Raw genomic sequence first — 15,028 nt, forward strand, 5'->3', positions numbered from 1 at the left:
GTGTTTTTTTACCTCGTAAGACCGATTTCATCCTTTTGGTCGGCGTCCGTGTGCCGTATGCGCTTTGGTTGCAGAATGAATCCCCAACGAGCAACCCTCGATTAGCTTGAAGTATGCCAATCGAGGGCTGGGTGACGTCACGGGTTAGCGGCGGGCACTTATTAATAATGTGCTGCCGACGTTTAGACGGGTTTAGCTGGCTTTCTCCGCTGCAGGCGCGGTGTTGGCCGCTTTGTTAGCGGGCTTTGCAGCTTGATCGTTCGAATTTTGCTGCTTATTTCCGTTTTGGTTGTTGCGATTGCGGTTGCGATTGCGGTTACGGTTGCGATTCCGGTTACGGTTGTTTCCGCCTGGCTTGCCTTCGGAATTGTTGTTCGGCGCACCGCCGTCCTTCTTGCCTTGGTCGCTATTTCTATTGTTACCGCCTTGGCTGTGTTGTTTGCCTTTGCCGCCGCGGTTATTCTGGTTCCGGTTGCTGTTACCGCCTTTTTTGCCGCCGCGGTTGTTACCACCTTGACGTGACTTTTGATTATTGCCCTTATGGCTTTTCTTCTTAGGCTTGGTTTCTTCAATTTCGCCTGTGCCGAACAGTGCGCGCCACCACCGTACGAAAAGACCAGGTTGTACTGGTTCAGGTTTCGGTGCGGGGGCAGGTGCATTGTCCATTTGGATCGATTCAATGGCGACCGCAGGTGCCGTGTTCGGCGCGATTACGACGCTACTGCTTTGATTCTTCTTTTGATATTTGGCCTTGCGCGTATCTTCTTTGGGCTCTTGAATTTCAGTTTTATAGCTCGGCAAATTCGGCATCTCATCCAAATCTTCACTGCGCAGGCGTTGAATTTTAAAGTGCGGTGTCTCGAGCTCAATCGTCGGCACGATCGTGATGTTTGTGCCAAGTCGGTTTTCAAGTAAGCTGACTTCGTGGCGTTTCTCGTTTAACAGATACGTTGCTGTTTTGATTGGTAAGTGCGCATTAATCGCCTCTGTGTTCTCTTTCAACGCCTCTTCTTCAATGATTCGCAGCACGCTTAGGGCCGACGAGCCGACGCTGCGGATATGGCCATTACCTTCGCAGCGTGGACAGACATGATAGTTTGAGTCGCTGATTGAGGAGCGTAAGCGTTGACGTGACATCTCCAGCAGGCCAAAGCGCGAAATGCGTCCTACTTGCACCCGTGCCCGATCCGCCTTCAGCGCTTTCTGTAAACACTGTTCTACAGCACGTTGGTTTTTGTTTGCGAGCATATCGATGAAGTCAATGACGACGAGGCCACCGAGGTCGCGGATACGTAACTGACGTGCTATTTCTTCGGCCGCTTCCAAATTGGTTTGCAATGCGGTCTCCTCAATGTCACCGCCTTTGGTCGCGCGTGCGGAGTTGACATCAATTGAGGTTAACGCCTCAGTTGGGTCAATGACCAGTGCGCCGCCAGACTGTAGACGGACTTCGCGGGCGTAAGCCGACTCGATTTGATGCTCAACCTGATAGCGTGAAAACAGCGGTACTGTGTCTTCGTAAAGCTTAAGTTTGATGACGTTTTGCGGCATCACTTGATTCATAAAGCGAGTAGCGCGCTCGAAAATTTCTTTGTCATCAATGATGATTTCGGTGATGTCGCTGCGGAAATAGTCTCGAATCGAACGAACTACCAGATTGGTTTCCTGGTAGACAAGAAAAGGTGCTGGTTGTGATTCGGCCGCTTCCTGAATAGCGTCAGATAAGCGTTGCAGATAATCCAGATCCCATTGCAGTTCTTCAGGGCTTTTTCCGATACCCGCAGTACGCGCAATTAAGGCGTGTTCTTTGGGGATTTCGAGTTGTGACATGGCGTCACGCAGTTCTTGACGCTCTTCGCCCTCGATGCGACGTGAGATGCCGCCACCTTTCGGGTTGTTCGGCATGAACACCAAATAACGTCCTGCTAGGCTAATAAAGGTGGTCAGAGCTGCGCCCTTGTTGCCACGCTCGTCTTTTTCGACTTGGACCAGCAGTTCTTGACCGGTTTTCAATGCGTCAGCGATCTTGACCTGCGAAATAGGTGTTTCTGATTTATAGTTTTGAAAGTAAGTGCGCGACACTTCTTTCATTGGCAAGAAGCCCTGGCGATTGCCGCCATATTCAACAAACGCCGCTTCGAGACTTGGCTCGATGCGAGTGATTTTGCCTTTGTAGATATTGCCTTTCTTAAGAGCAGTGCTGGCTGACTCTATATCCAAGTCAACCAGTTTTTGTCCATCTACAATCGCAACGCGCAGTTCTTCTGGGTGCGTTGCGTTAAAAAGCATTCTTTTCATGTCTTCCTCTTTGCCGTTGGCAAGTTCGAAAACAGTGGTGTCGGGAGGGCACCAAGCGATGCGCTAAATCGTGAGGCTGCAAACCGGCCATAGAGTGTGTAACTAGACCATTCGGATGGCCAAGCTGCACGCGATATGTGGCGAAATAAACCGGTAGAACACCGGCGTCAGTGATTCAACTGAGTTGTCATGGTCGTGACACTATAAGTCAAAGTCGTTATGAAATGCGCCTCGCCTAATCAGGTTCAAGGCTGAGACGACTGACTGTAAGTCAATCATAAGGCCTTGTGTTGGGCTGCATTGATAACGGATCTAACATTGCGTCGGCGTGGTGCCTGTCGCGTGTGTGGACCAGTCATTACGTACTTGGTGGATTTGCCGTATCGACAGTTCTTCGATCTAACCGTACTGACTTCAATAATTCGTCACTGAAGTATGTGCGGCTTGTTCGGGCTCCAACCAAGTCCGGTTGCTCGTCATCAAGTGTCGAGCGTAATCTGTTCAATCACTAACGATTTCGCTAGCTTGCGAACGTCAGAACTGGCTTGCCTGCACTGAAACGGTCCTATGGTCCGATTCGCGCAGAAAATTCTGCTCGCTCATCACGATCAAGTAAGCGCAATAACTGCTGTGCCTAGTCCTTGATCATCAACTGTTTTGGCAGTGTTTAATTAAATTTAGCTGCCCGTTGCGTTTCATAAATCAGGGTGAAGCGCATTGCCCTGGGTGTAAAGTACAAATGAGCCATGTGTTGCTCGTCGGTTTGCGAAAAAAGAGGTGGCGGTGGTTACGTCTATTAACGCCTGTGCGCTAGAGTGCTACGCTGTTCAACAGATCGAGCGTGTGTCGATCATGCGATGAAAATGATGTTCACGAGATGTGAAGTCCATCATTTTGCGATTCCAATGCAGCAGAAGCCACCGTAGGATGCCAGCTAATCAAATAAGTGAGAGGCAAGCATTTAGGTGGTGTAACCAGCTTGACCAGCCTCGATTCATTTAGTGTGTATAAACCGATTTTGTCTTTACTGATTCCGGTAAGTCTATTGTGAACTGGAGGAACGCGGGGCGAGCCATTCAGTGGCAATACAACTTACAGAGTTTTGTCGTGTTCGATGCAAGATGAATTGTGATATCTCACATGGCCGCGAGGTGTTCGGATGCGTGGCCCGAAAAACCATCGCGGTTACCATCAATAGCACCGGACTGGCGGATAATAACAGTTAAGAATCGAATACGCAATTGCCCTAATTGCGCACCAATATTAGCGCTGGCGGTGATTGGGCGAGATGTAAAACTGCCGTATAATCACGCCTTTGATTCTGCCGAGAAGCCGTGTGTCTCCAACTCCGCCAACACTAAAACAGCATCACCAGGTCTCATTTGTCACGATTGATGACGTGCATGCTGGTCAGCGCGTGGATAACTTTTTATTCACGCATTTAAAGGGTGTGCCAAAAACGCATATTTATCGCATTATCCGTAAAGGTGAGGTGCGGGTTAACAAAGGGCGAGTTAAACAAACCACTAAGCTTAAGGTCGGTGACCAAGTGCGTATTCCACCAATCCGGTTGGCAGAGCGTACTGCGGCAAATATTGACGCCACGCGTTACGAGTTTCTAAAGCGAGCAACCCTGTTTGAAGATGACGCCTTACTGATTATCAATAAGCCTTCTGGTATGGCTGTGCATGCTGGAAGTGGTATTCAGATTGGCCTGATAGAAGCGTTGCGCGCGGTAAGACAGGATTTGCGGTATCTGGAATTAGTACACCGCCTGGATCGTGCTACATCGGGGTGTTTGGTGCTCGCTAAAAAAGCCAGTGTATTAAAAGCTCTACATGAAGATTTTAAGAACAACTCATTGACCACAGGCCGATTAGATAAGCGTTACTATACGTTAGTGAAAGGCCGCTGGCGTCATGGAGAACGTAATGTGGTTAAGCCGCTGAACACCGAGGCACGACAACATGGTGAGCGCGTGGTCATTGTGGATGCGCAGGGCAAGTACGCGCGCTCAATCATGCGTCCGGTTAGTGTGTCCGACCTTGCATCACTGGTCGAAGTCAAGTTGTTGACCGGACGTACCCATCAGGTTCGCGTGCACGCCCTGTCAGAAGGTCATCCAATTGCCGGCGATCCAAAGTATGGGGACCTGGAATTTAATAAATCCATGAAAGCATTCGGTTTATCAAGGTTATTTCTGCATGCGGTGAGTCTGCGTTTTCGTCACCCGATTACGGATGCCGAATTGCAAGTCGAGGCGCCGTTATCAGACGACTTGAACGCCGTATTGACTCAATTAACGCTAAGCTTGAACTGATGTATCAATTAATTATCTTCGACTGGGACGGCACGCTGATGGACTCGGCTGCCAAAATATCTAACTGTATTCGAGCGGCTGCCCGAGATGTCGGGCTAGCGGTTCCTTCGACGCATGACGCTCAGCAGATTATTGGTTTGGGACTTCTGGAGGCTATGCAACGCCTTTTTCCTGAAGCCTCGCCCGAGCAGCTGGAAGCGTTGATCACGGCCTACAAATATCACTTTGTTACCGGCGATGTCACCGAGCAACGATTGTTTGATGGCGTGCTCGAAGGGCTTAGGTATATCGCCGATAGCGGTGCATTGCTGGCCGTGGCGACCGGAAAGTCGCGCGCTGGGTTGACGCGCGCCCTTGAAACCACAGGGTTGGGTTCACATTTCACCTATACGCGATGTGCCGACGAAACGCGATCCAAGCCGCATCCGCAAATGTTGGAGGAGATTCTGAATTTCACCGCAGTTGACCCAAATAAGGCGCTTATGATTGGTGATACCACCTTTGACATGGAGATGGCCGCGCATGCCGATATTGACGGTTTGGCCGTCAGCTATGGTGTGCACGGGGCGTCCGACCTTGGTGCCACCTCGGCGTTGGATGTGGTGTCTTCCTTTCATGATGTCAGTTCATGGTTATCCAGCGGCCGACTGCAAAAGGTGTTCACATGAGCAGTCATAAACGAGTTGCGTTGGCCAGTACCGCCGATTTGAATGAGGGTGGTAAAGGCGTGCGTTTTGATGTGCGCAATGCCGCCGGGGTCCTTATTCCAGCCTTTGTGGTGTGTTTTGATGGTCAATATTTTGCCTATCTTAACCAGTGTGGGCATATTGCTATTCAGTTAGATTACATGCCGGGTGAGTTTTTTAGTGATGATGGGCGCACCTTGGTTTGTGCGACACACGGTGCTGAATATGCGCCGGATTCAGGTGCGTGTCTGGGTGGGCCTTGTTATGGTGTGGGGTTGACACCTATTGAAATCGTAGAAGAAAACCAACACTTATATTTGGCCAATGACAATTACACGCTGGTTGATTGACGAGGGCAATCAGTCATTTGAGCAATGAGTTAACGAGAGAAAATATGTTTGGACGTAAAGAGAATAAGACCTACCCTGGCCCGTTACCTGGAAGTAATCGGGCTGGGGTGTCAAGCGATGAAATTCTGGAGCGCCTTGCGCAGGATTATATGAATGACCGGAAATGGCGTCGGTTTTTCAAGTTTCTGGTACTGGGTTTGGTGGTGTTGTATTTGATGTCGTTGATGCTTTTTGCTGGCAGTGCTGGCACCGATTTGAATGCGTCTAAACCGCACACGGCCTTGGTTGAGCTAGAAGGGCCAATTGGTGTCAGTGGTGGGGTTGATGCAGATCAAATGAATCGTAGCTTGCGTCGCGCATTCGCCTCTAAGAACTCGAAGGGAGTGGTGCTGCGAATCAACAGTCCGGGCGGATCCCCGGTACAGTCTGACGATATCAATAGTGAGATATCGCGCTTGCGTGCCAAGTATCCGGAAAAGCCACTTCATGTGGTGATTTCAGATGTGTGTGCTTCGGGTGGCTATTATGTCGCGGCGGCGGCGGATAAGATTTACGCGAATCCTTCATCTATTGTCGGCTCCATCGGCGTGCGTATGGACAGTTTTGGCTTTGTTGATGCCATCGAAAAGCTGGGGGTGGAGCGTCGTTCGCTGACCGCCGGTGAGAACAAGTCGATTTTAGATCCATTCCTGCCAGTACAGGCTGAGCAAAAAGCGCACGCGCAGACCATGTTGGCCATTGTGCATCAGCAGTTTATTGATAAAGTCAAAGCTGGGCGGGGTGACAAGCTGGTTGATGACCCGGATTTATTTACAGGTTTGTTTTGGAGTGGCGCGCAGGCTAAGTCACTGGGGTTAGTCGATGAATATGGAAGCTTGGGAACAGTGGCTCGGGATGTGATTGGCCAGGAAACGGTGGTGGATTACACCTACCGCCCCGGCTTTTTCGAGCAGCTAACTCAAGATTTTGGTGCGTCAGTCGGGGCCGGTGTCGTCAATGCCTTAGGGTTGAACGCCACGACCATTCGTTAAGCGCGGGTGATTACTTAAATATGCCGATGCGAGCCAGTTGCAGGTAGCATTCAGCTAAGGTGCGTTGCCAGGTGTATTCAAGCCCTGGCAAACCATCGAAAAGCACCTTACGTACGAGTAGTGTATAGGGAATTACCAGCAGGGGCGCGAGCCCAAGGACGCGCAGTTTGTCCTGCAGTCGCAGCGAGTTGAATGGAGTGCTGGCAAGCTTGTGCGCTTCCTGCAGCGCATACTTGCGTTGAGATTGACGCCAACGCTTTGCCGATTTGCGATCATCATGGTAGATCGGATGGGTTAGCTCAACCGTTTTACCATGGACCTCTAAGCGTTGCGTGTGGCCATCCTGAACGTAGTGACCAGCACCGCGCCGGAACAGTGTCAGTACCGGTGGGTACAATGAGCCTCTGAGGCTCTTGCCGCGAATTTTGTAGATGAATGTTGACCAGTAGGCGATTACGTCATCGGCGGGTTCGAGGCTCCTCAGCTCGTCAATCAGAGCTTCACTGAGCACATAATCCGCGTCCAAAGAAAGAATCCACTCAGCATCTTTTACATGCTCGATTGCTGCATTCCATTGCTTGGCGTGCTGATCAAATTGGCGTTGTTTGAAATCAACATTGGGGAACGCCAGGCAGCGTGCCTGCGTGTCATCCGTACTTAAGCTATCGAGGATCAGTACACGCTTCGCCCAACTCAAACGCGCTAGAGTCCGTTCAATATTGGCTGCCTCGTTATAGGTTAAAATGACCGGGGTGATGCAGGACAGAAAACCGGCGTCAGGCATAAAGATCATATCCTTCGGCTTCCAGCATCGATACCAAGCGAATTAAAGGTAGACCAATCAGCGCGTTCGGGTCATCACCATCAAAACGCTCGAACAACGCCACGCCGAGCCCTTCGGACTTCACGCTGCCCGCGCAATTATACGGTTGCTCTTTGCGCAAGTAGCGTTCGATAATCTCGTCGCTCAGTGGTTTGAAGTGCACTGTAAAAGGAACGACCTCGGACTGAATATTGCCAGTGTGCGCATTGATAAGCGCGAGCCCGGTGTATAGCTTGATTGATTTGCCTGAGGCGGTGCGCAATTGCTCAACGGCACGTTCGTGCGTGTTCGGCTTGCCAACGATTTCAGCGCCATGCATTGCGACTTGGTCGGATCCGATAATCAAGCCTTGGTGGTGCTGTTCTGCGATTTTTTGTGCTTTTTCTACCGCGAGGCGTTCTACTAACGCGATCGGTGATTCACCAGTAAGTGGCGTTTCGTCGATAGCCGGGCTTTCCGTTGTGAAGTTGACCTGTAAGCGTTCCAGCAACATTTTTCGAAACGGGGAGGATGAGCCTAGGATCAGTGGCGGGTTTAGCATGCGCGAGTAGTGATAAAAAGGTTGATTAACACGCGATTATGCGTCAAACCGCGTGCACTTGCACCCTGTGCCGCAGTCGGTATGGTCAAACTGGGTCTTCAAGGTTTCTTTCGAAACTAATGGTATAGTCCATCTTATGAGTGAAAAAAAGGACATAACGTCCAGCAACGCAGACCTAATTGATCTTTTTACTGATGCGGTGTGGGTCGAATCCGGGTTATCAAACAATACACTCGCTGCGTATCGATCGGATCTGACCAGTTTTGCACAGTTCTTGCAGGCAAAGTCGTTGCACGCGGTGGAACAGGTGGATATTCAGCGTTTTCTAGCTGCGCTGATGGCGCAAGGCATGAAGAGCAGCAGCAGTGCGCGCGTGTTGTCCACCCTGAGGCGTTTTTATCGCTACGCTGTGCGTGAGCGCACGATGCCGGATGATCCCTGTGCACAAGTGCGATCGCCTAAGCAAGGCCGTCCATTGCCGAAGACGCTGAGTGAGCGCCAGGTGACCGAGCTACTAGAGGCTCCAGATGTTCAGGGTCCGCTCGGATTGCGCGACCGCGCAATGCTTGAGACCTTATATGCTACGGGTCTGCGTGTCAGCGAGCTGGTTGCGCTTACCTTGCTCGAGATTAATCTCGATGTTGGCGTGGTGCGCATCGTTGGGAAGGGCAATAAAGAGCGTCTCGTGCCATTAGGGGAACAGGCAATTGACTGGATTCAGCACTATCAAAATAGTGCACGTGATGAATTGCTCAAGACTAAACACAGTGACGCCTTATTTGTGACGACGCGCGGTGGTCCAATGACGCGTCAAGCATTCTGGCATTTGATAAAGAAATACGCATTGGCAGCCGGTATTCGGCAGACGTTGTCGCCGCACACATTGCGTCACGCATTTGCCACTCACCTGATTAACCATGGTGCAGATTTGCGTTCCGTGCAAATGCTGCTTGGACATGCTGATCTTTCTACCACACAGATCTACACACACATCGCCCGTGAACGACTCCAAGCACTGCATATGCGTCACCACCCAAGAGGCTGATTTTTTATTAAATAGTACTGGTAACTGGGGGCGAAGTTGGGCAAAATGTGGACTGGAAAATTGATTCCAGCACGCAGCTAGTCGAAGAAGAATAATTTGCGTGTCGATCTGGCACATAGATGGCGGCACACGTTGCTGCGTATTATCATCGCCGTGGCCAGGACGAGCGGGGTTTAACAAATCGTGTTCGTCACTATATAAAGGTTAATCCAGCGAAAACGCATTCTAGTTGTAGGGAAGGTGCGACAGCCTTTGTTAATTTCTTGACATCGCTCCGATTCGGCCCCGTATCAGACAGTTGCCTTTGAGCGTGTCTGTTAGGTAGAACTTGGTTTGATCGACGGCGCGGCCCCATCGCGTATCGGCAGTGCGACACGCTCCACGGTGTTGCTGGTTTAACGTTTTACGATAACTGGGTAACTAGCATTAGAGCCTGGTATTTAGTGCTCGCTGTATCGACTCAATACAGCGTGTTTTGAATACTGGAATATGTGAGGTCAGGTTTGTGCCATGCTGTGACCAGCGGTGGCATCCTCATGTTGGCGAGGTACAGTCAGTTGCTGGCCTCATGATTAGGTCTCGAGCGTAGCCGTGTGTGTGAATAGGGTTGCGGCTTGTATGGCCTGCTGGACATACTGGTCTTAGTTGTAGAGAGACTATGTTAAGAATAATCAAAAATCGGGACATACTAATTGAGTGAATGCTCGCGTTTAGCTTGAGCAGATTCTTTTAATTCATAGCAATTTCAGATAGGGCTGACCGGCACGCTGTGCTCGTAGGCAATGGCCCGTAATATGTAAGAGACTTACCTTGAAAACAGCAAATGTAATGCCAGCGGTCGAAGCTGGAATTGATAACCAAGATATCAGTGAAAAAGCACTGCACGTAGTGCAAGAGCTTCAAGATGCCGGGTTTCAGGCCTACCTTGTTGGTGGATGTGTGCGTGACTTGATCATCGGTACCAAACCAAAGGATTTTGATATCGCCACGGATGCCACACCTGAGCAGGTCAAGAAAGCCTTTGGTCGTAATGCACGTATAATTGGTCGGCGATTTAAAATTGTCCACGTTCGCTTCGGCTACGAAGTCCTTGAAGTCGCTACGTTTCGCGCTGATGCCAGCGATCGAGACGGTGTGTCGAGTCACGAAATGTCGGAAGGTGATCAAGGTCAGCTGTTGCGCGACAACGTCTATGGTTCCATTGAAGAGGACGTAGTGCGTCGTGATTTCACGGCCAATTCGTTGTACTACGACAGTGTCAACCAGGAAATTCTCGACTTTATGGGCGGTATAGAGGACATTCGCGCAAAAAAGCTAGTGAGTATTGGTGAACCTGAGCAACGCTTTACTGAAGATCCAGTGCGGATGCTCCGGGTGATTCGATTTGCCGCAAAACTTGGTTTCGATATGGAGCCAGAAGCAATGCAAATGATCGAAAATCAGGGAAAGCTATTGTCGCATGTGTCCAGTGCGCGGCTGTTCGAAGAAGTCCTTAAACTGTTCCACGGCGGCGCGGCGTACGACACCTATCTGTTGCTGCGCAAGTACGGTTTGTTCAAGTATCTTTTTCCATTCACCGACACGATGGTGGTCGATGGTGTGGAAGGGATGCCGGAACGCGCATTGCAAAATACGGACCGCAGGGTCCGAGAGGGCAAGCCCGTTATTCCAGCCTTCTTGTTTGCCTGTATGATGTGGGACCCGGTCAAGGCTGACGCCCAAGTACTCATGGACGATGGTGCGAGCGAGTCTCATGCATGGCGCGTCGCGATGAATGATGCGCTGCGCGATCAAAATCAATACGTTGCTGTACCACGACGCTTGGCCGATATCATCTTGGATATCTGGAATATTCATTTTCGTCTCATTAAGCGCAACCCGCGTATGGTGAAAGCAAGCTTGAATAATCGGCGCTTTCGGGCTGCTTATGATTTTCTATTACTTCGTACTCTCGTGCACGAAGTGGATGAAGAAATCAGTGAGTGGTGGACCCGTGTTCAGGAAGTGGATGCAGACGAACGCGATGAAATGATTGCGGAAGTCGGAAAAATTTACAAGCAACAACGTCAGCCACAACAGGGTAATGAAGAGCCGAATTTTAACAGCGTTAATTACAATGTCAGCACGTCGGATTACGAGGGTGTGTATGTTGGTGGCGTCGATGACGGGTTTGGCAATGGAGCCAAACCAAAGCCGCAGCAGCGTCGCGGTGGCAAGAAGAAGACCGGGACTCGACGCGGTAAAAAGGCGAAGCGCAATGCGCGTTCTAATGGCGGTGACTTGAATGGTGGTGCAGGCAATGCGCGCACTCAGACTGAAGGCGGACGGCGGCGTAAGAAACGCGCCAAGAAAGCCACTCGCCGCGGGCCAGGCGCTGGTCGGCGTGCGTCTGCTGGCGATCAGCGTTATGTTGATGCACGACCCGCAGATGAATTTGGCGTAACGTCGAGTGGTGCCAGCAAGAAGAAAGTAAAAGTTCGACGCAAACGCAAACTCTCAGTTGATGATTCGCCGCATTTTTAGCCACCGCGCTAAAACTTTGTCCTGACCTAAGGTTGAGTCAGTGAGTCAACAAACGGTCAACGTCTATCTGGGGTTAGGTGCGAACTTGGGTGACCCGATGCAGCAACTGGTGGACGCGCGTAGCGCGCTACGGTGTTGGCATCACTGTCTTGGACTTCGATGCTCACGTTTTTATCTGACTTCGCCGGTGGGCTACGCTCAGCAGCCCGACTTTATAAATTGCGTGGTGGAAATGCAAACCAGGGCCCCGTTGGACAAGGTGTTCGTGTACACGCAAGAACTTGAGCAACAACTGGGGCGTCGACGGGACGCGGGCAACCAAAATGCGCCGCGCACCATTGACATCGATGTGCTGCTTTATGGTGATCACATACAGAATACTGAACGCTTGACGGTGCCCCACCCGAGGCTGCAAGAGCGATTGTTCGTGCTTTTGCCACTGGCCGAGTTGCTAGCGGATAATCATCACGCTTTGATCGGTAGCCCGACTAAGTTAGTATCAGAACCTTCCCGGTTCGAGGGGCAGTTTGTGTCTCTCCTTAGAGTTTAGCGATGGCGCAGTATTTTCAAATTCATGCTCAAAATCCCCAAGCGCGTCTGATTCAACAGGCCAGCGAAATTGTGCGTCAGGGCGGTTTGATCGCCTACCCAACCGATTCCAGTTACGCTTTAGGTTGCCATCTTGATGATAAGCGCGCGGTGGATCGTATACGACGCATTCGTAAACTCGATCGACACCATAATTTCACTTTGGTGGCGGCAGACCTCAAGCAGGTTGCTCAGTTCGCCAAAATTGATAATGAGCAATATCGTCTCATCAAATCGTTAACGCCGGGTGCTTACACGTTTATCCTAGCCGCAAAACGTCTGGTCCCCAATCGCTTAGTTCATCCAAAACGGCGTACCATTGGTATCCGTATTCCTGATAACGCGATTGTTCGCGCTCTGTTGGCCGACCTTGCCGAACCGATTATGAGCTCCAGTCTTATTTTACCTGGCCAGAAAATGGCAATGGCTGATCCAGAACAAATTCGTGCTGAACTTGAGCATGAGGTTGATTTGGTGGTAGACGGTGGAATTGGGGTTATTGAACCATCCACTGTCATTGACTGGCACGATGATCGTCTGCGGATTGTACGCCAGGGTGCCGGTGACGTCGCCTTTCTGATGCAATAGCGCGCTTTGCGCAACGCTGGTGCTAGTCTTGCTAGGCCCTAAACGGTAAACTCACCTTTTGTAAAACGAATCCCAAAACTCATGATCTCCAAGTCTGGACAATCTAATCGCGTTGTATCTGGTATGCGACCAACGGGTCGACTTCATTTAGGCCATTACCACGGCGTGTTAAAGAACTGGTTGCAGTTGCAACACGAATATGACTGTTACTTTTTCGTGGCGGACTGGCACGCACTGACCACGCACTACGAAGAAGACTCTGAAACCATCAACGATAATGTTTGGGAGATGGTGATTGACTGGTTGGCAGTGGGGGTAGACCCAAGTCGTGCAACCTTGTTTATTCAGTCGCGTGTGCCGGAGCATGCCGAACTCAACCTGTTATTGTCGATGATTACGCCACTTGGTTGGTTGGAACGCGTGCCATCTTATAAAGATCAGCAGGCAAAGCTGAGCGAGCGTGATTTGTCGACGCACGGCTTTCTGGGGTACCCGGTGTTACAGGCGGCGGATATCTTGCTGTATCATGCGGCGCAGGTGCCGGTTGGTGAAGATCAGGTCCCGCATATTGAACTGACGCGCGAGATCGCTCGACGCTACAACTATTTGTACGGTCGCGAAGCCGGGTTTGAAGAGAAAGCCGAAGAAGCTATTCGTAAACTCGGTAAGCGCGGGGCTAAGCTTTACCGAAACTTGAAGAATGCTTATACAGAACGTGGCGACCATGAAGCGCTTGAAAAAGCCCAGGCACTACTCGCAAGTAATCAAAATATTACCAATGCTGAGTTAGAACGGCTGTACGGTTATTTGGAGGGCGGTGGTCGCACAATCCTGACCGAGCCGGAAGCATTGTTGACTGAAACTTCCAAATTGCCGGGTCTGGATGGAGAGAAGATGTCCAAGTCGTACCGCAATACAATTGCTCTACGGGACGACCCGGAGCGTGTCGAGAAGGAGGTTCGTGCCATGCCTACTGACCCTGCTCGGGTCCGCCGGAATGATCCAGGTGATCCGAATAAGTGTCCGGTTTGGCAGTTCCACCATGTGTACTCAAACCAGAGCACGCGGGACTGGGTGAACGAAGGTTGCCGTTCCGCCAGTATTGGTTGTGTTGATTGCAAACAGCCCCTGATTGAAGCCTTGCTTAAAGAGCAAGCCGAGATTGCGGAGCGGGCGCAACCCTACATAGATGATCCTACGCTGGTTCGTAACATCATTGCCGACGGCTGTGAAAAAGCGCGTGAAACCGCAGACGAAACCATGGAGCAAGTGCGTTCCACCATGAACTTAGACTACTACTGAGCCGAACGGTCTGCCGCGTCTGCTAAAATAAACTCATGAGTAACCAAGATCCGCAAAACCCGACTTCAGGCTCGACTGAACAACCATTGGGTTCAGAGTCTGCGCAGCAGGCACCGTCGCCGCAGGCCGAGAAAGCACAGGTGCAGATGTATACTGAGAGTATGCGTGCTGTGGTGATGGGCGAGGTGATGCGAGAATGGCCACAGGATTTGTTTATTCCGCCCGATGCGCTCGAAGTGGTGCTCGAGAGTTTCGAAGGTCCACTGGATTTGCTTTTGTATCTGATTCGCAAACAAAATCTGGATATCTTAAATATCCCAGTTGCCGACATAACGCGTCAATATATGACCTATGTTGAAATTATGCGCGCGGCGAATCTTGACCTCGCGGCCGAGTATTTGGTGATGGCGGCGCTACTGGGTGAAATTAAATCTCGCATGTTACTCCCGCGTCCCAAAGCCGAGGAAGAAGATGAGGAGGACCCAATGGCGGCTTTGGTTCGTCGCCTGCAGGAATATGAGCGTTTTAGCCAGGCCGCAAATGAGCTAGACGATCGACCGCGACTGGAACGTGATATTTTCGCTTCACAAGCTGTGTTCGACGATCCGAATCCGCCGGAAGTGAAGGCAGAGGTCAGTCTGGAACAGTTGGTAAAAGCATTTCAAGCGGTGGTCGAACGAGCGGATGCAAATCAGCATATGAAAGTTTCACGCGATATGTTGTCAATGCGCGAGCGAATGACGAACATATTGAGTCGCTTACAGAACCAAGATTATCTTCGCTTCGAGGAGTTATTTACCCATGCGGAAGGGCGATTGGGCGTTGTGGTGACTTTCATCGCGTTACTCGAATTATTTCGCGATGACATGCTGGTGGTGGTACAGACCGAACCGCTGGCGCCGATTCATATTAAGCGCGCTGCGTAAGCAGTGT

At 50.7% G+C, this 15,028-nt stretch carries 13 protein-coding genes; 10 read left to right on the forward strand and 3 right to left on the reverse strand.

Annotated features, from left to right (window positions below):
- Positions 1 to 192: 192 nt before the first annotated feature.
- Positions 193 to 2,298: an Rne/Rng family ribonuclease gene (locus IE055_RS02285; protein ID WP_189398382.1), complete on the reverse strand. Its 2,106-nt coding sequence runs from the start codon at positions 2,296 to 2,298 to the stop codon at positions 193 to 195.
- A 1,336-nt stretch (positions 2,299 to 3,634) separates the two neighbouring features.
- Here IE055_RS02285 and IE055_RS02290 point away from each other — a divergent pair.
- From IE055_RS02290 to IE055_RS02305, 4 genes are read left to right on the forward strand one after another with little or no spacing between them, the layout of a single operon-like run.
- The gene (locus IE055_RS02290; protein ID WP_189398383.1) at positions 3,635 to 4,618 is read left to right on the forward strand and encodes an RluA family pseudouridine synthase; all 984 of its coding nucleotides are present in this window, start codon (positions 3,635 to 3,637) and stop codon (positions 4,616 to 4,618) included.
- Entirely contained in the window at positions 4,618 to 5,286 is a 669-nt protein-coding gene (locus IE055_RS02295; RefSeq protein ID WP_229794081.1) for an HAD-IA family hydrolase, read from the forward strand. Before IE055_RS02290 ends, IE055_RS02295 begins: the two co-directional genes overlap by 1 nt.
- Entirely contained in the window at positions 5,283 to 5,654 is a 372-nt protein-coding gene (locus IE055_RS02300) for a Rieske (2Fe-2S) protein (protein ID WP_189398384.1), read from the forward strand. Before IE055_RS02295 ends, IE055_RS02300 begins: the two co-directional genes overlap by 4 nt.
- A gap of 44 nt (positions 5,655 to 5,698) precedes the next feature.
- Complete coding sequence (locus IE055_RS02305; protein WP_189398385.1) at positions 5,699 to 6,685, forward strand: S49 family peptidase; 987 nt, start codon at positions 5,699 to 5,701, stop codon at positions 6,683 to 6,685.
- A gap of 10 nt (positions 6,686 to 6,695) precedes the next feature.
- Here IE055_RS02305 and IE055_RS02310 read toward each other — a convergent pair whose 3' ends face one another.
- Positions 6,696 to 7,469: a glycosyltransferase family 2 protein gene (locus tag IE055_RS02310; RefSeq protein WP_189398386.1), complete on the reverse strand. Its 774-nt coding sequence runs from the start codon at positions 7,467 to 7,469 to the stop codon at positions 6,696 to 6,698.
- The gene (locus tag IE055_RS02315) at positions 7,462 to 8,049 is read right to left on the reverse strand and encodes a Maf family protein (protein ID WP_189398387.1); all 588 of its coding nucleotides are present in this window, start codon (positions 8,047 to 8,049) and stop codon (positions 7,462 to 7,464) included. The genes IE055_RS02310 and IE055_RS02315 overlap by 8 nt, the downstream gene beginning before the upstream one ends.
- A 136-nt stretch (positions 8,050 to 8,185) precedes the next feature.
- On the opposite strand from IE055_RS02315, the gene xerD reads away from it, so the two are divergent.
- From xerD to IE055_RS02345, 6 genes are all read left to right on the forward strand, one after another.
- Positions 8,186 to 9,094, forward strand: coding sequence for a site-specific tyrosine recombinase XerD (xerD, locus tag IE055_RS02320; RefSeq protein WP_189398388.1), 909 nt, complete (start codon positions 8,186 to 8,188; stop codon positions 9,092 to 9,094).
- 810 nt (positions 9,095 to 9,904) lie between these two features.
- Positions 9,905 to 11,617 carry a polynucleotide adenylyltransferase PcnB gene (gene pcnB / locus IE055_RS02325; RefSeq protein WP_189398389.1) on the forward strand — a complete coding sequence of 571 codons (1,713 nt, stop codon included), beginning with the start codon at positions 9,905 to 9,907 and terminating at the stop codon, positions 11,615 to 11,617.
- Positions 11,618 to 11,657: 40 nt separating this feature from the next.
- A complete protein-coding gene (gene folK / locus IE055_RS02330; RefSeq protein WP_189398390.1) occupies positions 11,658 to 12,167 on the forward strand; it encodes a 2-amino-4-hydroxy-6-hydroxymethyldihydropteridine diphosphokinase in 510 nt (169 codons plus the stop codon).
- A gap of 2 nt (positions 12,168 to 12,169) precedes the next feature.
- The gene (locus IE055_RS02335; protein ID WP_189398391.1) at positions 12,170 to 12,793 is read left to right on the forward strand and encodes an L-threonylcarbamoyladenylate synthase; all 624 of its coding nucleotides are present in this window, start codon (positions 12,170 to 12,172) and stop codon (positions 12,791 to 12,793) included.
- Between the two features lie 81 nt (positions 12,794 to 12,874).
- Complete coding sequence (locus tag IE055_RS02340; RefSeq protein WP_189398392.1) at positions 12,875 to 14,095, forward strand: tryptophan--tRNA ligase; 1,221 nt, start codon at positions 12,875 to 12,877, stop codon at positions 14,093 to 14,095.
- Between the two features lie 35 nt (positions 14,096 to 14,130).
- A complete protein-coding gene (locus IE055_RS02345) occupies positions 14,131 to 15,021 on the forward strand; it encodes a segregation and condensation protein A (protein ID WP_229794082.1) in 891 nt (296 codons plus the stop codon).
- Positions 15,022 to 15,028 lie beyond the last annotated feature (7 nt).

Origin of the sequence: Arenicella chitinivorans (assembly GCF_014651515.1) — a bacterium.
GTDB classification, from domain to species: domain Bacteria; phylum Pseudomonadota; class Gammaproteobacteria; order Arenicellales; family Arenicellaceae; genus Arenicella; species Arenicella chitinivorans.

Excerpts from the sequence above, each read along its gene's own strand:
- IE055_RS02285 (WP_189398382.1), bottom strand. The coding sequence starts at position 2,298 with ATGAAAAGAATGCTTTTTAACGCAACGCACCCAGAAGAACTGCGCGTT.
- IE055_RS02295 (WP_229794081.1), top strand. The coding sequence starts at position 4,618 with ATGTATCAATTAATTATCTTCGACTGGGACGGCACGCTGATGGACTCG.
- IE055_RS02300 (WP_189398384.1), top strand. The coding sequence starts at position 5,283 with ATGAGCAGTCATAAACGAGTTGCGTTGGCCAGTACCGCCGATTTGAAT.
- IE055_RS02305 (WP_189398385.1), top strand. The coding sequence starts at position 5,699 with ATGTTTGGACGTAAAGAGAATAAGACCTACCCTGGCCCGTTACCTGGA.
- IE055_RS02310 (WP_189398386.1), bottom strand. The coding sequence starts at position 7,469 with ATGCCTGACGCCGGTTTTCTGTCCTGCATCACCCCGGTCATTTTAACC.
- IE055_RS02315 (WP_189398387.1), bottom strand. The coding sequence starts at position 8,049 with ATGCTAAACCCGCCACTGATCCTAGGCTCATCCTCCCCGTTTCGAAAA.
- xerD (WP_189398388.1), top strand. The coding sequence starts at position 8,186 with ATGAGTGAAAAAAAGGACATAACGTCCAGCAACGCAGACCTAATTGAT.
- IE055_RS02335 (WP_189398391.1), top strand. The coding sequence starts at position 12,170 with ATGGCGCAGTATTTTCAAATTCATGCTCAAAATCCCCAAGCGCGTCTG.
- IE055_RS02340 (WP_189398392.1), top strand. The coding sequence starts at position 12,875 with ATGATCTCCAAGTCTGGACAATCTAATCGCGTTGTATCTGGTATGCGA.
- IE055_RS02345 (WP_229794082.1), top strand. The coding sequence starts at position 14,131 with ATGAGTAACCAAGATCCGCAAAACCCGACTTCAGGCTCGACTGAACAA.